Origin of the sequence: Bacillus sp. SIMBA_154 (assembly GCF_046536015.1) — a bacterium.
Classification (GTDB): Bacteria; Bacillota; Bacilli; order Bacillales; family Bacillaceae; genus Bacillus; species Bacillus pumilus_P.
The window spans coordinates 309,059-334,865 of record NZ_JAWJBV010000003.1; the positions used below are offsets into that span (position 1 = coordinate 309,059).

At 42.8% G+C, this 25,807-nt stretch carries 27 protein-coding genes and 1 pseudogene; 24 read left to right on the forward strand and 4 right to left on the reverse strand.

Features of this window, described 5'->3' with window-relative positions:
• Positions 1-18 precede the first annotated feature (18 nt).
• The 3 genes from R0K30_RS07955 to nagA are packed head-to-tail and all read right to left on the reverse strand — an operon-like array spanning position 19 to position 2,678.
• The gene (locus R0K30_RS07955) at positions 19-744 is read right to left on the reverse strand and encodes a GntR family transcriptional regulator (protein WP_099726346.1); all 726 of its coding nucleotides are present in this window, start codon (positions 742-744) and stop codon (positions 19-21) included.
• A gap of 18 nt (positions 745-762) precedes the next feature.
• Entirely contained in the window at positions 763-1,488 is a 726-nt protein-coding gene (gene nagB / locus R0K30_RS07960; protein WP_099726345.1) for a glucosamine-6-phosphate deaminase, read from the reverse strand.
• A complete protein-coding gene (gene nagA / locus R0K30_RS07965) occupies positions 1,488-2,678 on the reverse strand; it encodes an N-acetylglucosamine-6-phosphate deacetylase (RefSeq protein WP_099726344.1) in 1,191 nt (396 codons plus the stop codon). The genes nagB and nagA overlap by 1 nt, the downstream gene beginning before the upstream one ends.
• 177 nt (positions 2,679-2,855) lie before the next feature.
• Between nagA and hprK the strand changes: the two genes are divergently transcribed.
• The 9 genes and pseudogenes from hprK to R0K30_RS08010 all read left to right on the forward strand — a co-directional run bounded on the left by hprK (position 2,856) and on the right by R0K30_RS08010 (position 9,851).
• Positions 2,856-3,788: an HPr(Ser) kinase/phosphatase gene (gene hprK / locus R0K30_RS07970; protein ID WP_003212943.1), complete on the forward strand. Its 933-nt coding sequence runs from the start codon at positions 2,856-2,858 to the stop codon at positions 3,786-3,788.
• A gap of 11 nt (positions 3,789-3,799) precedes the next feature.
• Entirely contained in the window at positions 3,800-4,624 is an 825-nt protein-coding gene (gene lgt, locus R0K30_RS07975) for a prolipoprotein diacylglyceryl transferase (protein ID WP_099726343.1), read from the forward strand.
• A 19-nt stretch (positions 4,625-4,643) separates the two neighbouring features.
• Positions 4,644-5,588 (forward strand): nucleoside recognition domain-containing protein, encoded by a 945-nt coding sequence (locus R0K30_RS07980; RefSeq protein WP_249705590.1) that lies wholly within the window; start codon positions 4,644-4,646, stop codon positions 5,586-5,588.
• The gene (gene ppaX / locus R0K30_RS07985; RefSeq protein WP_410609970.1) at positions 5,585-6,235 is read left to right on the forward strand and encodes a pyrophosphatase PpaX; all 651 of its coding nucleotides are present in this window, start codon (positions 5,585-5,587) and stop codon (positions 6,233-6,235) included. The genes R0K30_RS07980 and ppaX overlap by 4 nt, the downstream gene beginning before the upstream one ends.
• 1 nt (position 6,236) lies before the next feature.
• The gene (locus tag R0K30_RS07990) at positions 6,237-6,755 is read left to right on the forward strand and encodes an acyltransferase (RefSeq protein ID WP_099726340.1); all 519 of its coding nucleotides are present in this window, start codon (positions 6,237-6,239) and stop codon (positions 6,753-6,755) included.
• Positions 6,756-6,824: 69 nt separating this feature from the next.
• A complete protein-coding gene (locus R0K30_RS07995) occupies positions 6,825-7,253 on the forward strand; it encodes an Rrf2 family transcriptional regulator (RefSeq protein ID WP_099726339.1) in 429 nt (142 codons plus the stop codon).
• 87 nt (positions 7,254-7,340) lie between these two features.
• Positions 7,341-7,982 (forward strand): NAD(P)-dependent oxidoreductase, encoded by a 642-nt coding sequence (locus R0K30_RS08000; protein WP_256499042.1) that lies wholly within the window; start codon positions 7,341-7,343, stop codon positions 7,980-7,982.
• 58 nt (positions 7,983-8,040) lie between these two features.
• Positions 8,041-8,682, forward strand: a complete 642-nt coding sequence (locus tag R0K30_RS08005) for a DsbA family protein (RefSeq protein ID WP_410609973.1) — start codon at positions 8,041-8,043, stop codon at positions 8,680-8,682.
• 115 nt (positions 8,683-8,797) lie between these two features.
• A pseudogene (locus R0K30_RS08010) lies at positions 8,798-9,851 on the forward strand (IS3 family transposase).
• A 99-nt stretch (positions 9,852-9,950) separates the two neighbouring features.
• On the opposite strand, the gene R0K30_RS08015 reads toward R0K30_RS08010, so the two are convergent.
• Positions 9,951-10,739: a C39 family peptidase gene (locus R0K30_RS08015; RefSeq protein WP_099728845.1), complete on the reverse strand. Its 789-nt coding sequence runs from the start codon at positions 10,737-10,739 to the stop codon at positions 9,951-9,953.
• A gap of 233 nt (positions 10,740-10,972) precedes the next feature.
• Here R0K30_RS08015 and R0K30_RS08020 point away from each other — a divergent pair, with 233 nt between their 5' ends.
• From R0K30_RS08020 to whiA, 15 genes are all read left to right on the forward strand, one after another.
• The gene (locus R0K30_RS08020) at positions 10,973-12,148 is read left to right on the forward strand and encodes an ATP phosphoribosyltransferase regulatory subunit (RefSeq protein ID WP_410609976.1); all 1,176 of its coding nucleotides are present in this window, start codon (positions 10,973-10,975) and stop codon (positions 12,146-12,148) included.
• Entirely contained in the window at positions 12,141-12,788 is a 648-nt protein-coding gene (gene hisG, locus R0K30_RS08025; RefSeq protein WP_099728847.1) for an ATP phosphoribosyltransferase, read from the forward strand. Before R0K30_RS08020 ends, hisG begins: the two co-directional genes overlap by 8 nt.
• Positions 12,785-14,104 carry a histidinol dehydrogenase gene (hisD, locus tag R0K30_RS08030; RefSeq protein WP_410609978.1) on the forward strand — a complete coding sequence of 440 codons (1,320 nt, stop codon included), beginning with the start codon at positions 12,785-12,787 and terminating at the stop codon, positions 14,102-14,104. Before hisG ends, hisD begins: the two co-directional genes overlap by 4 nt.
• Positions 14,070-14,654, forward strand: a complete 585-nt coding sequence (gene hisB / locus R0K30_RS08035) for an imidazoleglycerol-phosphate dehydratase HisB (protein WP_099728849.1) — start codon at positions 14,070-14,072, stop codon at positions 14,652-14,654. The genes hisD and hisB overlap by 35 nt, the downstream gene beginning before the upstream one ends.
• Positions 14,654-15,292, forward strand: a complete 639-nt coding sequence (gene hisH / locus R0K30_RS08040; RefSeq protein ID WP_099728850.1) for an imidazole glycerol phosphate synthase subunit HisH — start codon at positions 14,654-14,656, stop codon at positions 15,290-15,292. The genes hisB and hisH overlap by 1 nt, the downstream gene beginning before the upstream one ends.
• Positions 15,289-16,026: a 1-(5-phosphoribosyl)-5-[(5-phosphoribosylamino)methylideneamino]imidazole-4-carboxamide isomerase gene (gene hisA, locus R0K30_RS08045; protein ID WP_410609981.1), complete on the forward strand. Its 738-nt coding sequence runs from the start codon at positions 15,289-15,291 to the stop codon at positions 16,024-16,026. The genes hisH and hisA overlap by 4 nt, the downstream gene beginning before the upstream one ends.
• A complete protein-coding gene (hisF, locus tag R0K30_RS08050) occupies positions 16,023-16,781 on the forward strand; it encodes an imidazole glycerol phosphate synthase subunit HisF (protein ID WP_099728852.1) in 759 nt (252 codons plus the stop codon). The genes hisA and hisF overlap by 4 nt, the downstream gene beginning before the upstream one ends.
• On the forward strand, positions 16,778-17,407 hold the full coding sequence (gene hisIE / locus R0K30_RS08055) for a bifunctional phosphoribosyl-AMP cyclohydrolase/phosphoribosyl-ATP diphosphatase HisIE (protein WP_230030702.1): 630 nt from the start codon (positions 16,778-16,780) through the stop codon (positions 17,405-17,407). The genes hisF and hisIE overlap by 4 nt, the downstream gene beginning before the upstream one ends.
• A gap of 130 nt (positions 17,408-17,537) precedes the next feature.
• Positions 17,538-18,998: a tetratricopeptide repeat protein gene (locus R0K30_RS08060; protein WP_230030703.1), complete on the forward strand. Its 1,461-nt coding sequence runs from the start codon at positions 17,538-17,540 to the stop codon at positions 18,996-18,998.
• Between the two features lie 558 nt (positions 18,999-19,556).
• Positions 19,557-20,924: a C40 family peptidase gene (locus R0K30_RS08065; RefSeq protein WP_410609984.1), complete on the forward strand. Its 1,368-nt coding sequence runs from the start codon at positions 19,557-19,559 to the stop codon at positions 20,922-20,924.
• Positions 20,925-21,158: 234 nt separating this feature from the next.
• Positions 21,159-22,109, forward strand: a complete 951-nt coding sequence (gene trxB, locus R0K30_RS08070) for a thioredoxin-disulfide reductase (protein ID WP_099727985.1) — start codon at positions 21,159-21,161, stop codon at positions 22,107-22,109.
• A 357-nt stretch (positions 22,110-22,466) separates the two neighbouring features.
• On the forward strand, positions 22,467-22,931 hold the full coding sequence (locus R0K30_RS08075; protein WP_099727982.1) for an 8-oxo-dGTP diphosphatase: 465 nt from the start codon (positions 22,467-22,469) through the stop codon (positions 22,929-22,931).
• A gap of 39 nt (positions 22,932-22,970) precedes the next feature.
• A complete protein-coding gene (gene rapZ, locus R0K30_RS08080; protein ID WP_180275536.1) occupies positions 22,971-23,858 on the forward strand; it encodes an RNase adapter RapZ in 888 nt (295 codons plus the stop codon).
• Positions 23,859-24,818 (forward strand): gluconeogenesis factor YvcK family protein, encoded by a 960-nt coding sequence (locus tag R0K30_RS08085; RefSeq protein ID WP_230030705.1) that lies wholly within the window; start codon positions 23,859-23,861, stop codon positions 24,816-24,818.
• 17 nt (positions 24,819-24,835) lie between these two features.
• Entirely contained in the window at positions 24,836-25,786 is a 951-nt protein-coding gene (gene whiA, locus R0K30_RS08090) for a DNA-binding protein WhiA (protein ID WP_410609988.1), read from the forward strand.
• Positions 25,787-25,807 lie beyond the last annotated feature (21 nt).

The window sequence follows — 25,807 nt, forward strand, 5'->3', positions numbered from 1 at the left end:
TCGATGTAGGAGCACAGTTTATCTTTCCATTGTATGAATGAGTTTGTAACGATCCCCTCTATAAACGGAAAGAACATACTCGAATGGAAGGTCGTTTTGAAAATACGTTGTTCTTGCAATTGATAGCACAGGCGAGCCAGTTGAAATAGACAGCACGTGTGCTTCCTGCTCTGAGGCAACATTGGCTTCAAGCTCCTGTTTTGCATGGGCAATTGCAAGGCCAGTGTGATTTTCTATATATTCATATAAAGAGCCAGTTAAATGTTTCTTGGTTAATTCTCCAGCGAATGTTTCGGGTATATAGCTCGTTTCAATCGCCATTGGTTCATCATTTGCAAGACGTATTCGTTTTAGTTCATATACAGCATCGCTATTAGAAAGTTGTAAGACTGGCAGCAAGTGCTCTGGACATACGGTTTTTTTGAAATCAACCAGCTGGCTTGAGGCTTTGAGCCCTCGCTGGCGCATATCTTCTGTAAAGCTTGTTAAGCCTTGAAGCGGTTGTTCAAACTTTTTTCGGCTAACAAAGGTGCCTTTTCCTTTTTGGCGATACAAATATCCTTCGTTCACAAGGTTCGATAAGGCTTGTCTGACAGTCATTCGACTAATATCAAAGCGTTCGGCATACTCTCTTTCAGAAGGAATGAGTGTATCAGGTGCTAATGTTCCATCCTCAATCTGCTTTTTCAAGTTCTCCATAATCTGATGGTACATCGGAATAGGTGACTGTTTATCAATAAACATGTGAAAATCCTCTCGTGTTTAGCGTAGTGAACCAGCTTCTCGATCAATGAAAATCGTCACATCTTGATGATGTTTAAGGGCAGATGCAGGGAAGTCTGGGTGAATCTCTGTCTGTTCTAAATATTGTATCACTTTCGCTTTTGATTTTCCTGATGCAAGAAGGAGAATTTTTTTGCTTGAAAGAATGCTCGCAATTCCCATTGTGATGGCATGTGTAGGTACCTCATCAATAGAAGAAAAGTATCTTGCATTTGCTTGACGGGTGTTTTCATCTAATTGAACAACATGAGTCTTTGAGTCGAAAGAGGTACCTGGTTCGTTAAAACCAATATGTCCATTTTGTCCGATTCCAAGAAGCTGAAGGTCGATGCCCCCTACATCTTGAATGAGCTGATCATATCTTAAGCATTCTTCTTCCAAATTAGGTGCAGCGCCATTTGGCAGGAAATACTGATCCTGAGGGAGATCAATATGATCAAATAAATGACGTTTCATATAGGTCATATAACTATTTTCATCATCGGGATGAAGTCCTGCATACTCATCCAAATTGACTGTTCTTGTTTGTTTGAAAGACAGTTGCTTCGCTTGATGAAGTTGAATTAATTCTTTGTAGGTATCGATAGGTGTACCGCCAGTTGCTAGGCCGAGCACTGCATCTGGTTTAGATGCGATTGTACGTGCAATGAGGGCAGCTGCTTCTTTTCCTAATTGATCTTTATCTTCAAATTCGATGATGTTCATCAGTGGTTGGCCTCCTTTTTTTCAAAGACGATTTGCCCGCGGCAGATCGTCATCATTAGTTCGCCAGATTGATCCCAAATGACCAAGTCCGCCAGTTTTCCAACTTCGATAGAACCGAGCTGATGATCAAGCCCTAGCTGAGTGGCTGCATTGGTTGAGGTCATCTTTGCAATCTCGGTCCACTCACAATGAGTGATCTGTCTCATTCGTTTGACGCCATCTTTCATTCGTAAAATCGACCCTGCAAGTGTCCCATCTGACAGCAATGCCTTTTCACCGCTGACTGTGACAGTCTGACCGCCAAACTCGTATGTTCCATCCCCTAGACCTTTTGCACGCATTGAGTCTGTGATCATTATCAAACGATCACTTCCTTTTGCGAGATACGCAAGCTTTATAGAAAGAGGGTGTGAATGAATACCATCTGTGATCAGCTCAATATGAAGGTTCTCGTTTGTAAGAGCAGCACCTACAGCATTTGGCTCACGATGCTGAAACGAACTCATTGCATTATAAAGGTGCGTCACATGGCGTGCACCATGCTTTGCTGCTAATTCAATCATGTCATGATGAGCATTCGTATGTCCAATAGAAGGGATGATGTTCTTTTCTTGCAACAGGGAAAGAAAAGCAAATTCAAGGTCTTCCTCAGGTGCAAACGTGACAACTTGAATGAGCTGTTCAGATGCATCTAACCATTTCTCGAAAAGCGGGAGATCCGTCTGTTTAATCCATTGAGCAGGTTGTGCACCTGCTTTATCCTTAGAAATAAATGGACCTTCGAGGTGGATACCTAAACATTGTGCCTGACTTCCTGCTTGTTCTTCATTATACTGTTTCCAATGAGCGACATTTTTAAGTGCTTGCTCAATCTCTTGATGGTTTTGGGTAATGGTTGTCGCTAAAAAGCTTGTCGTTCCTTCTGACGGTAAATTGTCAGCAAGTGTATTCATGGCTTCTGGTGTCGCATCCATCATGTCTGCACCATATCCGCCATGGATGTGAATATCAATCATTCCGGGAAGTAAATAAAAGTTTTCCCGGGAAATATATACTTTTTCATAATTTCCTGTCGGTGGTGATGTTGAAATATAGTCGATCTTGCCATCGCATAAACCGACAAAACCGTGTTCAATGATCTGTGCCTTTGTCACAATATGAATATTGGAGAGCAATAAAGAGCTGCTCATGGTTGTGCCCCCTTATTCGTTATCTTTATCTTTAGTTTACCCTTTTTATGTATAGTTGTCTATACCAGTGGAGGGGGTGAGACAGGATCAGGATAAAATACTATTTTGGGTTCATCATTGAAAGTGATAAAATAGAGCTGTATTTCTGAAACGCCTGTGATAAAAGGAGGAAGAAGCGTGCCGAAAGTTCGTACGAAGGACATAATGGAACAATTTCATCTTGAACTGGTAAGTGGGGAAGAAGGGATTAATCGTCCCATTACAATCAGTGATCTTTCCAGACCAGGTATTGAAATGGCTGGATATTTTACATATTACCCAAAAGAAAGAGTTCAACTTTTAGGGAAAACAGAGCTTTCCTTTTTTGAACAACTTCCAGAACGCGAACGAAAGCAGAGAATGATGTCTCTTTGTACAGATATTACCCCTGCTATTATTTTGTCACGAGATCGTGAAGTGCCGAAGGAATTAATTGAAGCATCAAATGAAAATGGGGTGCCGGTTTTACGATCAAGCTTAAAAACGACAAGACTTTCGAGTCGATTAACCAACTTTTTAGAAAGTAAGCTTGCACCAACGACTGCCATTCATGGCGTGCTCGTAGATGTATATGGTGTAGGTGTTTTGTTAATTGGGAAAAGCGGAGTAGGAAAAAGTGAAACAGCCTTAGAACTAGTAAAGAGGGGACACAGGCTGGTCGCAGACGATTGCGTGGAAATCCGTCAAGAGGATCAGGATACGTTAGTTGGAAGCGCACCAGAGCTGATTGAACACCTTCTGGAAATTCGTGGATTAGGTATTATTAATGTGATGACCTTATTTGGAGCAGGCGCCGTCAGAAGCTATAAGAGAATTACGATTGTGATGAACCTTGAGCTTTGGGAACAAGGCAAACAGTATGATCGTTTAGGGCTTGAAGAAGAAAAAATGCGGATCATTGATACAGATGTACCGAAGCTGACCATCCCTGTACGTCCAGGACGAAATTTAGCGGTCATTATTGAGGTGGCTGCGATGAACTTCAGATTGAAACGAATGGGGCATAATGCAGCGGAACAATTTACAAGTAAACTTGCCGATGTCATTGAAGACAATGGCCAGGATGAATAGGAGTTGTCTATATGAACGAAGCAATTCAACCAATTGATCCGATTGCTTTTCAGCTCGGACCTATATCGGTTCATTGGTATGGTGTGATTATAGGGGTCGGAGCCTTGCTTGGACTCTGGCTCGCACTGAGAGAATGTGAAAAAAGAGGAATCAATAAAGATACGTTTATTGACTTAATCTTATTTGCGATTCCAATCGCCATTATTTGTGCACGAATTTATTATGTGTCCTTTGAATGGGACTACTATCAGCAGCATCCAAATGAAATCATTAAGATTTGGAATGGCGGAATTGCAATACACGGCGGGCTGATAGGTGCAGTGCTGACAGCCATTGTATTTACAAAAGTGAAAAAGGTATCCTTTTGGAAAATCGCCGATGTGGCAGCACCTAGTATTTTACTAGGGCAGGCTATCGGGCGCTGGGGCAACTTTATTAATCAGGAAGCGCATGGTGAGGCTGTCTCAAGAGCCTTTTTAGAAAATTTGCATCTGCCTGAGTTTATCATTAATCAAATGTATATTGATGGGACCTATTATCACCCAACGTTTTTATACGAATCATTATGGAATCTTGCCGGCGTTGTGATTTTGATTTTATTACGCAGAACATCACTGCGTAGAGGCGAAATTTTCTTGTCTTATTTAATTTGGTATTCAATTGGCCGTTTCTTCATTGAAGGAATGAGAACGGACAGCTTAATGCTGACAGACCATCTTCGAATCGCACAGATGATTTCAATTGCGATATTGGTAGCAGCTGTTTTGCTGATTGTCTTTAGAAGAATCAAAGGCTACGCATCCATTCCGTATAAAGAGAACAACTCATCGAATTAAGCAGGGGGGATCAGAAGAGATGGGGGAGACATGGAAAAACGGCTTTAAAGCAGGGCTGTCGACGACTTGGACACTTGGAAAAGTCATTTTTCCGGTTACTATTCTCGTCAGTATCTTGCAGCATACGCCTGTTATGGATTGGATTATACAATTCATACGGCCATTTATGGGGTTGTTTGGTCTTTCGGGGGAAGCGGCGATTCCGCTTGTATTAGGAAATATGCTGAACTTGTATGCGGGTATTGCCGCTATCTTGACATTAGAGCTTCCTGTGAAGGAAGTGTTCATTTTAGCGGTGATGCTATCCTTTTGTCATAACCTGATTATCGAATCGACAGTGGCGGCAAAGGTTGGACTGAGGGTGTCTGTAATTTTGTTAGTCAGAATCAGTCTTGCCGTTGTTTCAGCTATTGTCATTCATCTCGTTTGGCAGGGCGGCCAAGAAACTGCGCAATATGGATTGCTTACAGCAGCTCAGACGGCTGATGTGCCTTCAAGCTGGTATATGATCGTTCTTCTTGCTGTACAGAAAGCCTTTCTTGGTGTACTCCAGCTGGCTTGTATCGTCATCCCTCTCATGATCATCATTCAATTCATGAGAGATTTAGGGTGGCTGCATACTTTGTCTAAGTGGCTGTCTCCTTTTACTAGAATGCTTGGAATGAAAGAAAATACGTCTATGACGATGGTGGCTGGATTAACCATTGGTCTAGCTTATGGAGCGGGAGTGATGATGAAGGCAGTGGAAGAGGACGGTGTGAGCAAAAAGGATTTAACCCTTGCCTTCATTTTCCTTGTTGCTTGTCATGCGGTGGTTGAAGATACCCTGATTTTTATTCCACTTGGCATTCCAGTATGGCCGCTTCTTGTCATCCGCCTGATTTCTGCCATTTTATTGACAGCTGCCATTAGCTATATTTGGCGGAAGCGGGAACATGCAGCTGTTAGAAAGGAAGCTATATGAACGAATCAACTATCAACACAGTGCTATTTGATTTAGATGGCACGTTAATCAATACAAATGAATTAATTATTGCTTCATTTCAGCATACGCTGGATCATTATTATCCTGGTCAGTACAGTCGTGAGGATATCCTTCATTTTATTGGTCCATCACTGTTTGATACATTTTCTGCGATGGACCCGAACCTGACGGATGACATGATTCAGATGTATCGGACGTTTAATCATGAACAGCATGATCTGCTTGTGACTGAGTATGAGACGGTTATAGATACGTTGAAAATCCTTCAGGATCGAGGATTTAAGCTCGGAATTGTTACAACGAAGATACGTGATACGGTCTTAATGGGATTGAAGCTGACAGGTTTAGAGCCATTCTTTGAGGTGATTGTGACACTGGATGATGTACAAAATGAGAAGCCGCATCCGGAACCAGTCCAGCTGGCTTTATCCAAACTTGGCAGTGATCCACATGAAGCGGTGATGGTCGGTGATAATTATCACGACATTTTGTCTGGTCAAGCGGCAGGGACAAAAACGGCAGGTGTCGCTTGGTCCATTAAGGGAGAAGAGGCTCTTTTAAAGCATCGCCCTGATTTCATGCTGAAGAAAATGAATGATCTCTTGGCGATTGTTGGAGCTGATTAAGTTGAGAAAAACAGATCGTTATCCTGTAAAAGGGGTCAATTCGCTTAGACAAGTCTATCGGACGGTCCCCTTTTTCAAAGTTGTGAAAAACTTTATCTTTATTCAATTGGCAAGGTACACGCCCTTTATGGGAATGAAAAACTGGATTTATCGGACTTTCCTTCGTATGAAAGTCGGCGAGGATACGGCGTTTGCCTTAATGGTTATGGTTGATCTGATGTTTCCTGAGAAAATTACTGTCGGTCGAAATAGTGTGATCGGCTATAACACGACCATCTTGTCCCATGAGTATTTGATTAAAGAGTACAGACTTGGGGAAGTCTATATTGGTGATGAAGTCTTAATTGGAGCAAATTCAACCATTCTGCCTGGAGTGACGATCGGTGATGGTGCGATCGTATCGGCGGGTACACTTGTTCATAAGGATGTCCCAGCAGGCTCCTTTGTTGGAGGAAATCCAATGCGCATGATTTATTCGAAAGAACAAATGGAAGCACGTCAATCTACGTCTGCTGAGTAGCTCGGCAGACTTTTTTGTTGACATTCTGACACGGTGTAACTATAATGATTACAACAGAGGTGAGAAAACATGAAAATCAGCAGCAGATTTACTGTCGCTGTCCATATTCTGGCCTTGCTATCACTTGAAAAAGGATCATTACAGACATCGGAGGATATCGCAGGAAGTGTGAATACAAACCCAGTGGTCATCCGCCGCATTATGAGTAAATTAAAAAAAGCAGGCCTAATCTCAACGAGTCTTGGCAAAGGTGGTTCTCAGTTGAACCGCAGTGAAGACGACATCACACTGCTCGATTTGTATAAAGCGGTTGAAGTCGTGGATGAGGGGGAATTGTTTCAAATCCATGAAAGCCCAAATCCTGACTGTCCGATCGGGGCAAATATTCAAGCGGTACTCGAATTAATTTTGTGCCGCGCCCAAAGTGCGATGGAGCAAGTGCTTGCTGAGATCAAATTAAGTGAACTAACGCAGGTGTTAATCAAAAAAATTGGATGATCTATTCAATTTTTTTTACCTCTGTTGTAACTTAATTAGTTACACCTCTCGTTATAAAAATAAAACCATATTGTAGGAGGAGTTAACATGAAAATTGGAATCATTGGCGCAACAGGTAAAGCAGGACAAGAAATTTTAAAAGAGGCTCAATCAAGAGGACATGAAGTGACGGCAATCGTCCGAGATGCACAAAAGGTGACAGATACATCAGTAGCCGTTTTAGAGAAGGATGTGTTTCACTTGGAGGCAGAAGACATCAAAGGTTTTGATGTCATCGTGAATGCATTTGGCGCACCTGCTGGACAAGAGCATCTTCACGTAGAGGCTGGGAAAAAGCTCATTGATATCTTGAAAGAGGCACCAGACACTCGTTTAATCGTTGTGGGCGGAGCAGGCAGTCTATTTGTAGATGACGCCAAAACAATGAGGCTTGTTGACACACCAGAGTTTCCAAAAGAATATTTCGCCACTGCTTCACAGCAAGGAGAAAACCTAAAGGATCTTCAAAAGACCGAAGGATTAAAATGGACATTCCTCAGTCCAGCTGCATTCTTTGACCCAGCAGGCAAACGCACAGGTTCTTATGTGAAAGGAAAAGACCATCTAATTGTCAATTCAAAGGGTGACAGCTATGTGAGCTATGCTGACTATGCCATTGCGCTAGTTGATGAAATTGAGCAGGCTGCCCATGTTGGAGAACGATTTACTGTTGTATCTGAAGCTGAATAAAGAGAAAAAACAAGCGTTTCGCTGTCGAATGAGGAACGCTGAGTTAGGAGCCTTTCATATGAATGATCAAGAAGTGTCTTTTATATATGTATGGGATGCATATTGTGGCTGGTGTTATGGATTTTCTAACAGTATCCGTACTTTACACGAAATTCACCCGGAAATACCACTGACACTTGTGTCGGGCGGTTTATTTGTAGGAGATAGAAGTCTACCGATAAAGGATTATCCACACATTTCAGAAGCAAATCAGCGTATCAGTCAGTTGACTGGTGTTGAATTTGGTGAACGTTACGAGGAACTGCTAGCAAACGGCACATTTCTTTTAGACTCTGAGGCTGCGGCCATTGGGTTTTCAGCATTAAGATCGATCGCGCCAGAGCGGGTATTGTATTTGGCTTCATCCATGCAAAAGTCTTTTTATCAAGATGGAAAAAGCCTGAGTGATGAAGAAACTTATCGAGAGATTGCTATGGCTCATCATCTTGATCCTGATGCAGTGATTGAACGGTTGAAGGAAAAAGAAACAATCAATGATGCGTATGCCGACTTTGCGAAGGTTCAGCAACTAAACGTGAATGGCTATCCTACACTTTTGTTAAAAAAAGGTGATGAATACTTCAGCTTAGGCGGAGGTGCGATGACGGCTGAAAAGCTTGAAGGCCGCCTGAAGGAAATTCTAGAGAAAATAGATCAATAAAAAAACAGCCTCTAACCCATGGGACTGACCCCATAATGTGAGACAAATAATAAACACCTTCAAGTTTGAAAACGGATCGTTGTTATCCGAAATAAGACGTGGAGGTGTTTTTTCTATGGGGACAAGAGTGAGTTATCCGGTTGAAGTCAAACGGAAGGCTGTAGAAATGAGATTGGCAGGCATACCTATGAAAGAGATCATGCGGGAATTGAATATCAGGAATAAGACGCAGGTTCAGACATGGATGAGGTGGTATAAGGCTGGGGATATACACCAATTCGAACAGCCTGTTGGAAAACAATATACCTATGGAAAGGGTCCCGAGTACTCTTCCGAATTAGAGAGACTACAGGCAGAAAATCGCTATCTGAGACAACAGAATGAAGTTTTAAAAAAGTACAACGAATTGGAAAGGAAGTTGATAAGGAAACGTCAATCGAACTGGTAGAAGAATTGCGCAAAACGATGACGGTACAGGACATCTGTGTCCCTTTAGGCATCTAATCGAAAAATCACAGCCATACTAAAAATGAAAATGCGTATTAACCATAAAACTGTTCAACGTATCATGAAGAAAAACCAGCGGCAGTGCCGGGTTAAAATGAAAAAGCGTAAGAAGAATGGGCAACCCTATGCCGTGGCCGGTAATATACTGGATCGGAACTTGCAGTCTGATCGCCCTCTTGAAAAACTAGTAACGGACATCACGTATTTACCTTATGGACAGAAACAATTGTACCTTTCCAGTATACTGGATTTATATAATGGAGAAGTGATTGCTTTTCCGATAGGTGATAAGCAGGACACAGACTTTGTCTTAAACACACTTCATCAGCTCCCAGCACTGCCTGAGAACTGCGTGTTACATAGCGACCAAGGTTCTGTGTATACATCTTACGAGTATCAGAAAGCTGTTCATATAAAAGGCATTATCATGAGCATGTCCCGCAAAGGGACGCCCGCTGATAATGCCTCCATCGAATCGTTTCATTCCTCACTAAAGTCTGAAACGTTCTATCTTAACAGCATTGATCGAACGACGACAACCATCGTAGAACGCACTGTCAAAGAATACATTCATTATTATAACAACATTCGTATTCAAACGAAACGAAACGAAACTAAAAAACAACCAATCAACGATAAACTATCGGCAATTGGCTGTATAAAGGTGCTTTGATCCCTGTCTCAAAAACGGGGGTCAGTCCCCCATATAGAGGCTGTTTTTTTATAGCGTTTCCCTCTCATCAATCAATGAGAAATGTATTCTATGCTTTAATGATCATCGCTTGACTGCCCATCTGTTTCCAAGAATCCTCAAACTGGTCACGATCGACTCGTTGATTCTTTTCTCCGTATGGGTTATTCAAGTAGACGTACTCCTCGTCGTAGCCTGTGATGACGACGCTATGCACATTAAAGCTCACATCTATTTTGCCATTTGGTGTATTCCATGTTTCGATGTTATCTGTTTTGTCAAAGGTGGATGTCGTAATCACCCATACAGGGTAGCCCTTTTCAAGTGATTGGTAGATGGCCTTTTTGACAGGCTTTCCAGTTAAGTCGACGACTTGATCACCCGCATATTTTTTCGCAAGTTGATAAATAGGTTCATGGTATACGCCAAGACCTGGCCCATTCTCCATATCGCCTACAAACCCATCATTCGGGTCTCCTTTTAAACCATTCTCATAATTTAGTGGAACGCGCTTGATTTCATTTGCCAATGTGTTTTTTGTCACTCGCTCATAGCCGCTGTAATGAAGCAGCATCGCTAAGCTTGTGACTTCGCAGCCGTTATATAGCTTTGGTGCATCCATTTGATTATAGAGGATGACATCCATGGCTTTTTTGCTTCCTTTTAAAGACTGGTGTGTGGCATCCGTTTTTTTCGTTGAACGTGTCTCTTCTGCCGCAAGTGCGGTTTCGTTTTCTTTTGCTGCTTCGTGTAGCGAAGCTGTTTTTTTGACTTGGTCGATTTGTGAAATATAAATAAAGCCGAAATAAACAAGACATGCGCACAATAAAGTTAAGGTTAATGTCTGGATGAACTTCACTGTAATCTCCTGTGTTATTCAATATTTTTATGTATTATAGCACGTTCCTTCATTGAATATGTAGAAAAGGTTCAGGTGTCACTTGAATGTAATAATTCCACAAAATTTTAATGAAAATAGAGAGAAAATAAAAATGATTGATTTAATCACTTTATTTTGTTAGCATATTATCATATTAGCGAACTAAAGGATTCGGAATTTTTCGTTTTAATGTGTTGGAGGTGCGGAAGAACATGTTTATGTTTGAGAAACCATATGGTATGCGGGATTCATTGCCAGGATTGTATGAGACGAAGAAAAAAGTGAGACATTCATTAACAGAGGTCATGAATGGCTGGGGTTACCGTTTGATGGAGACACCAACGCTTGAATTTTACGATACAGTCGGTGTTCAATCGGCGATTACAGATACACAGCTATTTAAGCTCCTTGATCAAAACGGTCAAACCCTTGTGCTGAGACCTGATATGACGGGGCCGATTGCAAGAGTGGCGGCTTCAAAGCTTCATGAGCAGGCGTATCCACTTCGGGTTGGTTATGCAGCCAATGTGTTCCGGGCTCAGGAAAGAGAAGGCGGAAGACCATCTGAATTTGAGCAGGTCGGAATTGAATTGATTGGTGATGGTTCAATTAGCGCAGACGCTGAAGTCATTGCGCTTGTCGTATTTGCATTAAAAAATGCCGGGCTTCAATCCTTCAAAATAGCGATCGGGCATGTTGCTTTAGCCGAGACGTTATTTGTAGATGTACTGGGAAATACAGAGCGTGCAAACGTCCTTCGGCGATTTTTATATGAAAAGAATTATGTGGGATACCGGCAGCATGTAAAGCAATTACCCCTCTCATCGATCGATAAAATGAGGCTGTTACAGCTTTTAGATTTACGCGGCGGCGAGGAAGTCACGCAGCAGGCAGAGGAAATCGTGGTTTCACAAGAGGGAAAAGAGGTGCTCGCTGAGTTAAAGGCACTTTGGGAGACACTTGAAGATTACGGCTGTACAGAATATATCCGTTTAGATTTAAGCATGGTCAGTCATATGAGCTACTACACAGGCATTTTGTTTGAAGTATTTGCAGATCATGTTGGGTCTGTCATCGGGAGTGGAGGAAGGTATGATCAATTACTTGCTCATTTTGATGCACCTGCATCAGCTACAGGGTTCGGTCTTCGATTAGACCGCCTTCTTGAAGCGCTAGATGCAAAAGAAACCAATGAACCGCAGGAGGCTGTGATTTTTAGTAAAGAACAAAGACTGGAAGCTTTTGCTTTTGCAGAAAAGGAGCGGTCAAAGGGGAAAAAGATCGTCCTGCAAGACTTAGCCGGTATTGAAAATATTGACGCGATGACCAAGGCATTTGAGCAAGTGACTTATTTTATCGGCGCTAGAAAGGAAGAGCAAAATGGGTAAAGTGTTGACGATGGCGATGCCAAAGGGCCGGATATTTGAAGAAGCAGCAGGGCTGTTAAGGCAGGCGGGGTATCAGCTGCCAGAGGAATTCGAGGATTCAAGAAAGTTAATCATTGATGTACCGGAAGAAAACCTCCGCTTTATTTTAGCCAAGCCAATGGATGTGACGACTTACGTAGAGCACGGTGTGGCGGATGTTGGTATTGCAGGGAAGGATGTCATGCTCGAAGAAGCTCGTGATGTATACGAAGTGCTCGATTTAAACATCAGCAAATGTCATTTAGCCGTTGCCGGATTACCAGGAGCCAGCTGGGGCGGTGTCGCGCCGCGTGTGGCAACGAAGTACCCAAACGTAGCCTCGTCCTATTTTAGAGAGCAAGGTGAGCAGGTAGAAATCATTAAGCTGAATGGTTCCATTGAATTAGCACCGCTCATCGGCCTTGCCGATCGAATTGTTGACATTGTCTCCACAGGTCAAACGCTGAAGGAAAATGGACTTGTCGAAACTGAACATATTTGTGATATTACGTCACGCTTTATTGTCAATCCTGTGAGCTACCGGATGAAGGATGCGGTGATCGATGAAATGGCGCAGCGTCTGGCAAGAATCATTGAAGGGGAAGGGGAGGAGTCATCATGAACATCACCTATATACAAGAAGGTGAGACAGACACTCTCTCACTTAAGCGGTCTTTAGATACAGGAACGGGAGAGCAGCGTCAGGCTGTTCAGCGCATTATTCAAGAAGTGAGAACAAATGGTGATGAAGCTGTACGGTCATTTACGAAACAATTTGACGGTGTATCCATTGAAGAGCCGCTTGTGACAGAGGATGAAATGGCAAGGTCCTACGAACGTTTGGAGCAGGAGATGATTCAGATTATCCAAACGGCTATCCGTCATATTCGAACATACCACGAGCGTCAGCTGACATCCTCTTGGTTTTATCACCAGCAGGACGGCTCGATGCTCGGACAAAAGGTGACGCCGCTCGATGCGGTCGGTGTGTATGTCCCCGGCGGAACAGCCGCCTATCCTTCATCGGTTTTAATGAATGTGATCCCGGCACTTGTCGCTGGCGTTGAACGAATTGTCCTTGTGACACCACCAGGGAAAGACGGCCGTCTGTCTGACGCTGTACTAGTTGCCGCAAAGGAATTGGGTATTTCAGAAATGTACAAAATGGGCGGTGCGCAGGCGATTGCGGCTCTTGCCTATGGAACTGACAACATCCAGCCTGTTGATAAAATCACAGGTCCAGGAAACATTTATGTAGCACTTGCAAAGCGAGAGGTATTTGGTCAGGTTGATATCGATATGATTGCGGGTCCAAGTGAAATTGCTGTCCTGGCAGACGAAACGGCACTTGCGCATGAGGTGGCGGCTGATTTGCTTTCGCAGGCAGAGCACGATGCGTTAGCATCCAGTATTTTGGTGACACCGTCTAAGACACTTGCTGAAAAAGTGCAGGCTGAGGTGCAGGCACAGCTGGACACTTTGCCAAGAAAATCAATCGCAGCACAATCCATACAAGATCATGGCCGTATTTACGTGACAGAATCAATTGATCGTGCAGTAGATGTCGTGAACCAATTAGCGCCAGAGCACTTAGAAGTGCTGACCGCTTATCCAGAATCGTTTCTTGGTCAAATCAAGCATGCAGGGGCGATTTTCTTAGGGCGTTATAGTCCAGAGCCAGTGGGAGATTATTTCGCAGGACCGAATCACGTGCTGCCAACAAATGGAACAGCTAGATTCTCAAGCCCGCTAGGCGTGACCGATTTTCAAAAGAAAACGAGCATTATTTCATATAGTAAAGAAGCCTTTGAGACACATAGGGAAAGCATTGCGGCTTTTGCAAGATTAGAAGGGCTTGAAGCGCATGCAAGGTCGATTGAAGCGAGAAAGGGGAGGAATCAAAATGAGACAGGCGGAAACTGCGAGACAAACAAATGAAACGAACATTTCGTTAGCGTTAGAGATTGATGGAGAAGGAAAAGCGGATATTCAGACAGATGTCCCTTTTATGACGCACATGCTTGATTTATTTACGAAGCATGGACATTTTAATTTGACTGTAGATGCGAAAGGAGATACAGATGTCGATGATCACCACACAACAGAAGATATCGGCATCGTGCTTGGGCAAATGTTTAAGGAAGCATTAGGTGATAAAAAAGGAATCAAGCGGTACGGATCTAGCTTTGTTCCAATGGATGAAACCCTTGCCCAGGTCGTAGTCGACCTAAGCAATCGTCCTCATTTGGAAATGAGAGCGGTCTTCCCGAGTCAAAAGGTCGGCACCTTTGATACGGAGCTCGTTCATGAGTTTCTATGGAAATTTGCCCTTGAAGCCCGTATGAACCTCCATGTGATCGTTCACTACGGAACCAATACGCACCATATGATTGAAGCGATTTTTAAAGCGATGGCACGTGCCCTAGATGAAGCAACAACCATTGATCCGCGTGTGAAAGGGATTCCTTCGACAAAGGGGATGCTCTAATGATCGGAGTCATTGATTATGGGATGGGAAATTTGTTTAGTGTATCAAAAGCGCTGGAACGAGCTGGCGCCCCTTATATTGTTTCCTCTGAAGTGGAGGAGCTCAACAAGGCAGATGCTTATATTTTGCCAGGGGTGGGGTCGTTTCGTGATGCGATGCGGCTGCTAAGACAGACAGGGCTAGAGGCGTTTATCCACCAAGTCGTGCAGGAAGGAAAGCTGTTATTTGGCATTTGTCTCGGCATGCAGCTGTTGTTTGAAGAAAGTGAAGAGGCAGGAATGACAAAAGGATTGGGGCTGTTAAAAGGACGTGTCGTTCTTTTAAAGGATGGCGATCAGGACGGACAAAGGCTGAAGGTACCTCATATGGGGTGGAACGAGCTCGCATTTCATCAGCCGTCTCCATTATTTGACGGTGTGCCGGAAGGATTTGCGTACTTTGTTCACTCTTATTATGTGAGTGACATGAATGTAGAAGAGCAATTGGCAAGTGCGGATTATGGCGTACAAGTACCAGCAGTTGTTGGAAAGGGGAATGTGCTTGGGGCACAGTTTCACCCTGAAAAAAGCAGTACAACGGGAATGGCACTGCTCAAACAGTTTATTCAATTAGCAAAAGAACAGAGGGTGAACAAATGAGTGAATTTACACTGTATCCAGCGATTGATATGAGAAATGGCAAATGTGTACGACTTGTGCAAGGAGACTATGATCAAGAAACCATTTATGGAGATTCACCGCTAGATATGGCCGCGCGGTTTGCAAATGAAGGAGCGAAATGGATTCATCTCGTTGATCTAGATGGTGCAAAAGCTGGAAAGCGCGTCAATCATGAGCATGTGCTGGCGATTGCTTCCTCCTTAGATGTGAATGTACAAATAGGCGGCGGCATTCGGACAGAAGAGGACGTTGAATTTTATTTGAGCAATGGCGTATCTAGAGTCATTCTTGGCAGTTCTGCTGTTTCTAACCAAGCCTTTGTGAAAAAAATGCTTGCACAATATGGTGAGAAAATAGCGATTGGAATTGATGCACGAAATAGCTTTGTATCGACTGAAGGCTGGCTTGAAACGTCGAAAGTGAAGGCAGAGGAACTTGGCAAGGAACTGGCTAAGGAAGGTGCAGAGGTCTTTATTTTCACCGATATTCAAATGGATGGCATGCTCTCTGGTCCCAATGTGGAAAGTACGGTCCGATTAGCAGAAGCGACCAGAAAACAAGTCATCGCCTCAGGTGGAGTCAGTGCTGTCGCTGATATTCAAAAGCTGTCAGTGCAAAAGCATGCCGGTGTTTCTGGTGCGATCATTGGTAAGGCGCTTTACACGAAGCAGTTTACTTTAGCAGAAGCGTTTGAAGGGATTGACAGCATATGATGACAAAACGTATCATCCCATGTCTCGATGTGAAGGAAGGGCGTGTTGTCAAAGGTGTACAATTTCTAGGCTTAAAGGATGCAGGTGATCCTGTAGAATTAGCGCAGATCTATGATGAGGAAGGCGCGGATGAACTCGTCTTTCTTGATATTTCAGCCTCTCATGAAGGACGAAAAACGATGGTGGATGTGGTCAAGCAAGTAGCGTCCACTCTTGCTATACCGTTTACGGTGGGCGGCGGGATTAACCATCTTGATGACATGAAGCGTATATTAAGAGCGGGTGCAGACAAAGTATCGGTGAACACAGCGGCTGTTTTAAGGCCAGAGCTGATTTCAAAAGGAGCCGATTTTTTTGGTTCTCAATGCATCGTCGTCGCGATCGATGCGAAGTACGATGAAGAGAAAAAAGCATACATGGTCTATACCCACGGAGGGCGCCGTAAAACGGAAATAGAAGTCAGCGACTGGGCGAAAGAAGCAGTGCTGAGAGGAGCAGGGGAGATCTTGCTGACAAGCATGGATGCCGATGGTGAGAAAACAGGCTTTGATCATCGTCTGACGAAGCTTGTGTCAGAAGCAGTCACAGTGCCAGTCATTGCCTCTGGAGGCGCGGGCAATGCGCAGCATATGCTGGAGGCTTTTACAAAAGGAGAAGCTGATGCAGCATTAGCAGCCTCCATATTCCATTATAAAGAGACCTCGATTCAAGAGGTGAAGACATACTTGAGAGAACACGGGGTGAAGGTCAGATGAAACAGGCAAACGAATTAACTTTTAATGAGGCAGGCCTGATTCCTGCGATTGTACAGGATGAACAGAGCAAGGAAGTGCTGACGCTTGCGTATATGAATCAAGAATCCTATGAAAAAACGTTGGAAACAGGCGAAACATGGTTTTTTAGCCGTTCGCGAAATGAGCTTTGGCACAAAGGCGCCACATCTGGACATACTCAGCAAGTCACATCCATTCGCTATGACTGTGATAAGGACGCTCTGCTTGTACTCGTGGCACCAAGTGGCCCAGCGTGCCATACTGGCAGCTATAGCTGTTTTTCGGAAGAAGGCGTGAAGCCCCAAAGCGAAAAGCAGGACCGCTTTGCCATTTTAAATGAGCTTGAACAGGTCATTGCAAAGCGTCAGGCAGAAATGCCGGAAGGAGCTTATACAACCTATCTATTTGAAAAAGGGGTCGATAAAATCCTGAAAAAGGTAGGGGAAGAAGCTTCCGAGGTCATCATCGCAGCGAAAAACCGTGATCAAGAAGAGTTGAAATGGGAAACAGCCGACCTCCTATATCACCTTCTTGTGTTATTACGTGAGCAGCAATTGCCGCTAGATGATGTATTAAAGGTATTAAAAAAGCGTCACCAAGGTGAATGAAAAGCCGGGGACACTCCTGGCTTTTTGCTTTTGAGTGAAAAACAAATCCTTCCTTTTCTTTTGTTCTATGTGACGACTCGTGAAGTATGTTATACTACACACGGTACACTGTTCGAAATGGAGGGTATCGGTGAGTAAATACACTTCTCAAAATCATCACACACAAGTCGTCCAGCTATTCCAAGATGGGCATTACTTTTTTCATAAAGGTCTAAAAGCATATAGAGAAAGAAATCTGCCAAAGGCAGTTAAGCTGATACAGCGGGCTATTGTACTTGAGCCTGAAAATGTAGAAATGCTGTCACAGCTTGCCATTATTTATACTGAAATGGGTCATTACCAACAATCAAATGAACTGCTTGATTTCATCCTCGAACACGTAGATGAAAACATGTCAGAGTGTCACTATTTTAAAGCGAATAATTATGCCAATCTCGGACTTTTTCAAGAGGCCTATAAGTCAGCCACTGCTTATGCCGCTTTGGAAGAGGATGGGGAATTTACGGATGAAAATGATGATCTTCTCGACCTGCTCGATATGAGTGACGAAGAGGACGAAGATTTTCCTTATGATCAGGATGACCTGATTGTGAAGCAGGATCAAGCGAATCATTTGTTAGAAAGCGGCAGGCTTGACGAAGCTATTGAGATGCTAGAACAGATGATTGTTGAGTATCCAGAATTTTGGTCAGCTTATAATAATCTCGCTTTGGCCTATTTTTATTCTGGTCAGATTCATCAAGCGAAAGAGACGTTGAACCGGGTCCTTCATGAAAATCCCGGTAATCTGCATGCCCTTTGCAACCAGCTCGTGTTCTATCATTATGAAAAAGAAGAAGAGAAGGTCAACGTGTTAGCGAAGCAATTAACGCACGTGTATCCAATATTAAGTGAACAGCGTTATAAGCTTGGTGCGACATTTGCCCTCGTTGGAGAATTTGAATGGGCCTTTAAATGGCTTTATTCTTTGTATAAAACAGGCTTTCAGGGAGATAGTACATTTTTATACTGGCTTGCCAGTGCAGCCTATCAAACGGGCCACAAAACGCTGGCACAAACCGTTTGGAATAAGATGGTAGAAGAAGATATAGATGCAGATGAAATCAAGCCGTGGCAGGATAAACCAGAGGAGACTGAACCAATGGTCTCAATTGAGGAACGACTAACTGCGTACTATGTCAGTAAACAAAAAGGTGAACGAGACGTTCTGCAGTCTGTCCTTGATGCCCGCGCAGCGAAAACAGCCTTTGAACAGCAATTCATCGAGCTGCTTTTATATGAAGATCAAATGGAAGAACGGTCTTTTTCAGGAGATGCGCTCTTCGCAAAACAGGCGGCATCCGCTTTGGAAAAAGCCGTGCAGCCTGATAACCACATGCCATATTTTTGGTTATTCCATATTATTCAGCAGGCACGTGCTTCTGGTGTAGATAAGAAAAATGCGCCTGCATGGGCAGCAGCTTCTTATTACCTATGGATGAATGAACAAGAAGAATCACCCGTCAGTAAAAAAGAGGTAGCGTCCTCTTTTCAGATCAGCGTTCAGACACTGTCTAAATATGAAAATGTCATTTATACGTTCATCGACTAATAGGTAAATAGATTCATAGAATAGCAGCATGACCCAAAAGGTCATGTCAGCGTGTAGACAAACCCTCGCATTCTTTGTCAGTCCTGCGTGCCGGTGCTCACGAATGTCAAATTCGCTCCGCTCCGGTACTCGTCTTTCCTAGACTGCAAAGGTTTTCTATCACGCTGAAAAGAAGACAAAGGGCTAAAATGAAGATCATTTTAGCCCTTTGTCAACAATCTGGCATGACCTAAAGGTCATGCTTTTTTCTTGGATAAAAAGGTGGGATTTGCAAGGATTTGGCGAAGTATGACAATCACGACATGTTTTTGAAACATAAATGTAATAAAAATATTAGCTCATTTTGTCGATGTCTCATGTATAATGAAAATCGTGGATTAAAACAAAGACATATATTTAGATATTTTACTATACATAATGAAACACCTAGTGATAGAAACAATCTGGTCAACATCTGACTGATCAATCAGGAAGAAAGACATAGAGAGCACAGATTGGTCGCAGAGAATTTGCTGCTTTCTAATGTCGCTTGGGAAATTGTCAAAGGAGGAACTATTCGTGAAAAAGTTTATCACTTTCGGTTTAGCTTCGGTGATCGGAGCGAGCGGTTTATTTATCCCATTTACTCATGAAGCAAATGCACAGGACTTTGAACAAAAGAAACAAGAACTAGACAGCAAGCAATCTGAGGTAAACAAGAATCTTCAAAAGAAAAAAGAAGAGCTTTCAAAACTTGAAGCAAAACAAGAGGCACTTGCACTAAAGCTGAAAGAAATTGACGAGAAAGCTTTAAAAACAAGTGATCAAATCGAAGAAAAACAAGCAGAAAATGAAAAAACAAAAAAAGAAATCAAAGCACTGAAAAAAGAAATTGCTGATACAGAAAAACGTATCGAAGAAAGAAACGAATTTTTGAAAAAGCGTGTACGTGCGCTTCAAGAAAACGGCGGTTCTACGAAATACATAGATGTATTACTAGGAGCAAAAAGCTTTAGCGATTTCATCAGCCGTGCAGGTGCTGTATCTACACTAATCAACGCAGACAGCGAAATCATTAAAGAGCAAGAAAGAGACAAAGCTGAACTCCAAAAGTCTGAAAACGAATTAAACACAAAGCTTGAAGATGTTCAAAAGACACTTGCAAAGCTTGAAACACTTCAAACGGACTTGAATAAACAGCTTGATGAAAAAGACAAGCTATTCAAGCAAGTGAAAAAGCAAAAAGGAAGTGCTTCTTCTGAAATCAGTGAATTAAACAGCCAGGCTAACAGCATTGCATCTGAAAAAGACGCAACAGTTACTGCACAAAAGCAAGCTGAAAAAGACGCAAGAGAAGCAGCTCAAAAAGCAAAAGAAGAAAAAGCACAAAGACAGCAGCGTCAAGCTAGTGTTCAAACAGAAGACAACAGCTCAAATAACGATAGCAGCCCGTCTTCAAATAACAGTGGATCATCTAATAACAACAGCAGTTCACCAAGCAAGAAGCCATCTTCTGGTGGTGGATCACCTGTCAGCAATAACGTAGGCGGAATCGAAGGTGCCATCAGCACAGGTTCTACCATTGTTGGACAATCTCCATATAAATGGGGCGGCGGCAGATCACAAGCCGATATTAACGCACGTCGTTTTGACTGTTCTTCATTCGTCCGCTGGGCATTCGCATCAGCAGGCATCAACCTTGGACCAGTTGGCGGAACAACAACAGATACGCTTGTAGGTAAAGGAAGAGCTGTAAGTGCATCTGACATGAAACGCGGAGACCTTGTGTTCTTCGATACGTATAAAGTAAATGGACACGTTGGTATTTACTTAGGAAACGGTACATTCTTGAACGATAACAGCTCTAGCGGTGTTTCAGTTGACTCAATGAGTAACGTATACTGGAAAAAAGCATTCAAAGGCGTTGTAAGAAGAGTCGTTGAATAAATCACTACTTTGTATATAACCGTAAACAGGCTTCCTTAAACAGCAGTTTAAGGAAGCTTTTTCTTTTTTTGAAGATATGAGCAAATGATTCGCTTATTCCCCGCAGATTTAATAGGATATGGGTAAGGAATAAAAGCTAAGAATGGAAATGATGCTTTCTGTCATGAATGGAAGCATCACCCAAGGGCATTCTAATAGGAAATGCTAGCAGCAATTGAAGAGGGAGTGACAGTTGTGTCAGAAGAAAAAATCTACGATACGATCATCATTGGAGCGGGTCCTGCCGGAATGACAGCCGCTGTTTATACATCACGGGGAAATCTTTCAACATTAATGATTGAAAGAGGAATTCCAGGCGGACAAATGGCGAATACCGAAGATGTTGAGAACTATCCTGGCTTTGAAAGCATTTTAGGGCCGGAACTTTCAAATAAAATGTTTGAGCATGCGAAGAAATTCGGTGCGGAGTATGCGTATGGCGATATTAAAGAAATTGTTGACGGTGAAGAGTACAAAATCGTCAAAGCCGGTTCAAAAGAATACAAAGGACGCTCTGTCATTATTGCAGCAGGTGCTGAATACAAAAAAATCGGTGCACCAGGTGAAAAAGAGCTTGGCGGCCGCGGCGTATCATACTGTGCAGTATGTGACGGTGCCTTCTTTAAAAACAAAGAACTTGTTGTGATTGGCGGCGGAGACTCTGCGGTAGAAGAGGGTGTTTACCTCACACGCTTTGCATCAAAAGTAACGATTGTCCATAGACGCGACAAACTTCGTGCCCAAAGCATCTTACAAGCACGTGCCTTTGATAACGAAAAAATCGACTTCATGTGGAATAAAACCGTAAAACAGATTAATGAAGAAAACGGAAAAGTCGGCAGTGTGACATTAATTGATACCGTGACAGGTGAAGAAGAAGACTTCAAAACAGACGGCGTCTTTATCTACATCGGTATGCTGCCACTTTCTAAACCATTTGAAAACCTAGGGATTACAAATAAAGAAGGCTATATTGAGACAAACGAAAGAATGGAAACAAGAGTAGAAGGCATTTTCGCAGCTGGTGACATTCGTGAAAAAACACTTCGTCAAATTGTCACAGCAACAGGTGACGGAAGTATTGCAGCACAGAGCGCACAGCATTATGTAGAAGAGCTTGCTGAAAAGCTAAAAGCAGCGAAATAAACGGCTGTCGTAAATCCTTAATATAGCGTCACGGGCTTTTAACTGGAATGTAACACGGGTGAAACAATTATCCGTTATGATAAAACTAGTAATTGACCCCCTTTTATAAGGAATATATGTTTGGCACGGATGTGAATCCGTGTCCTTTTTTTTGCATAAAATCAGAAATTCACGAGATGTTCACAAATGACGCATGGAGAACCGTTAGATGTTGTAAAATAAAGAGTAGAGAAATTGGACGTGACATCATTCAGACGAAAACCTGTCTATTTTCGGTGAAGAACGGGCATGTTCATTGTGGGAGTCAGGATGAACCTGTATAATAAGAAAAAGACATATAAGAGTAGGTGACAGCTGATGCAACGAGTAACCAATTGTGTGCTGCATCACGAAGATCAAGTTCTCTTGCTGCAAAAGCCAAGACGCGGCTGGTGGGTAGCACCCGGCGGCAAAATGGAAAGCGGAGAATCGGTCAAGGATTCAGTCGTTCGAGAGTATAGAGAAGAAACAGGCATTTATATTTTAAATCCGCAGCTAAAAGGTGTTTTTACCTTTATCATAAAAGAAGGCGATCAAATCGTTCAAGAGTGGATGATGTTCACCTTTATGGCAGATTCATTTACCGGGAAAAACGTGACAGAATCAGAGGAAGGTATTTTAAAATGGCATGACGTACAGGATGTGCCTAGTTTGCCGATGGCTCCTGGAGATTCCCATATTCTTGACTTCATGCTAAAGGGAAAAGGACTTCTCCACGGCACTTTTACGTATACACCCGATTTTGAACTAATTGCTTATCGGTTAGATCCTCAAGGAGACTAATAAATGAACCGTTTTCATAAAGAAGGAGAGGGAGCAGGCATGAATACGCACAAACAAGATGATATTCAGCTTGTGATTATTACAGGAATGTCAGGTGCAGGGAAAACCGTTGCCATTCAAAGCTTTGAAGACTTAGGTTACTTCTGTGTGGATAACTTACCACCATCACTTTTACCTAAGTTTCTAGAGCTTATGAAGGAATCGAATTCAAAGATGAGCAAGGTGGCTCTTGTGATGGATTTGCGCGGCCGCGAATTCTTTGATAGCTTAGTTGCTGCCTTAGATGAAATGAATGATATCGGCTGGATCACACCAAGGATTCTATTTTTAGATGCAAACGATAAGGTGCTTGTCTCAAGATACAAAGAAACGAGACGTTCGCATCCCCTTGCAACAACAGGACTGCCGCTCGAAGGTATTGCAATGGAGCGCGAGCTGTTAGAGGAGTTAAAAGGCCGATCTCAAATGATTTTTGACACATCGGATCTGAAACCAAAACAGCTTCGAGAAAAAATTGTCACACACTTTGCCACCAATCAAGGGCAGGTGTTTACAGTGAATGTGATGTCATTTGGCTTTAAATATGGTCTGCCGATTGATGCTGATCTTGTATTTGATGTGAGATTCCTACCGAACCCTTACTATATTGAGAGCATGCGTCCACAGACTGGAAACGATGAAGAAGTGCGCTCCTATGTGATGAAATGGAGTGAAACGCAAAGGTTTACAGAGAAATTAATTGATCTTCTCAGCTTTATGCTTCCTTCCTATAAACGAGAAGGAAAAAGCCAGCTTGTGATCGCCATTGGCTGTACGGGCGGCCAGCATCGATCTGTTACGCTCGCTAACTATTTAGCGGAGTATTTTAAAAACGATTACTATACACATGTCACTCACCGGGACATTGAAAAGAGAAGCAGAAAATAGATGACGACACTACCAAAGGTTGTCATTCTCGGCGGCGGTACTGGCTTATCTGTATTGCTCAGAGGGCTAAAAACAAAACCAGTGGATATTACCGCCATTGTAACGGTTGCTGATGATGGGGGCAGCTCAGGCAGACTGCGCCATGATTTGAATATTCCGCCTCCAGGCGATATTCGAAATGTACTTGCGGCACTCTCTGATGTTGAACCGCTTGTAGAAGATTTATTTCAGCACCGTTTTAACAAAGGGAATGACTTAACAGGCCACTCTCTCGGCAACCTCATTCTTGCGGCTATGACAAATATAACCGGTGATTTTTTTCATGCCGTCACAGAAATGAGCAAGGTCTTAAATGTGAGAGGAAAAGTATTGCCAGCAGCGAATTCAAGTGTTGTTCTTCACGCGGAATTAGAAAATGGGCAAGTGGTGACTGGAGAATCTAAAATCCCAACCTATGGGGAAAGGATTAAACGAGTGTTCCTCACACCAAATACGATTGAGCCGCTCCAAGAATCCATTCAAGTCATCCGTGAAGCTGATTTGATCGTCATTGGACCTGGCAGCTTATATACGAGTATTTTGCCGAACTTGCTTGTACCGCATATTGGAGAAGAAGTGATTCGCTCTAAGGCGAAAAAAGTGTATATTTGTAATGTCATGACGCAGCCGGGGGAAACGCTTTCCTACAGTGCAGCTGATCATGTGCAGGCATTAAACGATCATATGGATCGACCGTTCATTGATATCATTTTTGTGAACAATAAAGAAATTCCAGAAGAAATCAAAGCAAAATATGCAGAAGAACAGGCGCAGCCTGTACAGTTCGACACCGATGTACTCAAAGCAATGGGTCTGGAAGTCATCCCTGGAGAAATCATTACATATGACCAACATGTGATTCGTCACGACACGCTCAAGGTGGCCTCACTGCTCGTCGACCTGCTGCATCAGAAAAAATAGGAATGGGGGTGGCAAGGATGTCATTTGCATCCGAAACAAAAAAAGAGCTGACTAATCTGGACGTGAAGGACTGCTGCTCAAAAGCAGAGCTTTCTGCCCTCATCCATATGAACGGTTCATTATCTTTCTCTAATCGAAAATTGATTATAGATATACAGACAGAGAACGCAGCCATTGCAAGACGCATTTATACGCTGCTTAAAAAGAAATATGACGTGACAGTCGAGCTGCTCGTCCGTAAGAAAATGAGATTAAAAAAGAATAATGTGTATATTGTCAGACTGGTAGAACGAGCGAAAACCATTTTAGAGGATTTGAAAATATTAGGTGAACAATTTGTATTTGAGCGCAATATTTCAGAAGAACTTGTGAAGAAAAGATGCTGCAAGCGCTCCTATATGAGAGGTGCTTTTTTAGCAGGCGGTTCTGTGAATAATCCAGAAACGTCTTCCTATCACCTTGAGATTTTTTCGCTATACAAAGAACATAATGATGCCCTTTGTGAGCTGATGAATCAATTTCATCTCAACAGTAAAACACTTGAGCGCAAAAAAGGGTATATTACGTACATGAAAGAAGCTGAAAAAATTACGGAATTTCTAAGTGTTGTGGGCGCCCATAACTCATTGCTTCGCTTTGAAGACGTGCGAATCGTCCGTGATATGAGGAATTCCGTGAACCGGCTCGTCAATTGTGAAACAGCAAACTTGAATAAAACGATCGGTGCCTCACTGCGTCAGGTCGAAAACATTCAATTCATTGATGAAAAAATTGGACTGGATGCTCTGCCGGATAAACTGCGTGAAATTGCGAAACTGCGAGTCGACTATCAAGAAGTCACGCTGAAGGAACTTGGCGAAATGGTGGAAAGCGGCAAGATCAGCAAATCAGGCATTAACCATCGCTTAAGAAAGCTAGATCAAATTGCAGAACAATTACGAAACGGACAAGCTGTTACACTTAAATAGGGAAATAAAAAAGGGAGGCAG

Coding starts and splice junctions, on each gene's coding strand:
- ppaX (WP_410609970.1), top strand. CDS start 5,585: ATGAACGAATCAACTATCAACACAGTGCTATTTGATTTAGATGGCACG.
- hisB (WP_099728849.1), top strand. CDS start 14,070: ATGAGACAGGCGGAAACTGCGAGACAAACAAATGAAACGAACATTTCG.
- R0K30_RS08020 (WP_410609976.1), top strand. CDS start 10,973: ATGTTTATGTTTGAGAAACCATATGGTATGCGGGATTCATTGCCAGGA.
- R0K30_RS07995 (WP_099726339.1), top strand. CDS start 6,825: ATGAAAATCAGCAGCAGATTTACTGTCGCTGTCCATATTCTGGCCTTG.
- whiA (WP_410609988.1), top strand. CDS start 24,836: ATGTCATTTGCATCCGAAACAAAAAAAGAGCTGACTAATCTGGACGTG.
- lgt (WP_099726343.1), top strand. CDS start 3,800: ATGAACGAAGCAATTCAACCAATTGATCCGATTGCTTTTCAGCTCGGA.
- hisIE (WP_230030702.1), top strand. CDS start 16,778: ATGAAACAGGCAAACGAATTAACTTTTAATGAGGCAGGCCTGATTCCT.
- R0K30_RS07980 (WP_249705590.1), top strand. CDS start 4,644: ATGGGGGAGACATGGAAAAACGGCTTTAAAGCAGGGCTGTCGACGACT.
- rapZ (WP_180275536.1), top strand. CDS start 22,971: ATGAATACGCACAAACAAGATGATATTCAGCTTGTGATTATTACAGGA.
- hisF (WP_099728852.1), top strand. CDS start 16,023: ATGATGACAAAACGTATCATCCCATGTCTCGATGTGAAGGAAGGGCGT.
- hisD (WP_410609978.1), top strand. CDS start 12,785: ATGAACATCACCTATATACAAGAAGGTGAGACAGACACTCTCTCACTT.
- R0K30_RS08085 (WP_230030705.1), top strand. CDS start 23,859: ATGACGACACTACCAAAGGTTGTCATTCTCGGCGGCGGTACTGGCTTA.
- R0K30_RS08005 (WP_410609973.1), top strand. CDS start 8,041: ATGAATGATCAAGAAGTGTCTTTTATATATGTATGGGATGCATATTGT.
- nagA (WP_099726344.1), bottom strand. CDS start 2,678: ATGAGCAGCTCTTTATTGCTCTCCAATATTCATATTGTGACAAAGGCA.
- hisG (WP_099728847.1), top strand. CDS start 12,141: ATGGGTAAAGTGTTGACGATGGCGATGCCAAAGGGCCGGATATTTGAA.
- hisA (WP_410609981.1), top strand. CDS start 15,289: ATGAGTGAATTTACACTGTATCCAGCGATTGATATGAGAAATGGCAAA.
- R0K30_RS07955 (WP_099726346.1), bottom strand. CDS start 744: ATGTTTATTGATAAACAGTCACCTATTCCGATGTACCATCAGATTATG.
- nagB (WP_099726345.1), bottom strand. CDS start 1,488: ATGAACATCATCGAATTTGAAGATAAAGATCAATTAGGAAAAGAAGCA.
- hisH (WP_099728850.1), top strand. CDS start 14,654: ATGATCGGAGTCATTGATTATGGGATGGGAAATTTGTTTAGTGTATCA.
- R0K30_RS08075 (WP_099727982.1), top strand. CDS start 22,467: ATGCAACGAGTAACCAATTGTGTGCTGCATCACGAAGATCAAGTTCTC.
- R0K30_RS08000 (WP_256499042.1), top strand. CDS start 7,341: ATGAAAATTGGAATCATTGGCGCAACAGGTAAAGCAGGACAAGAAATT.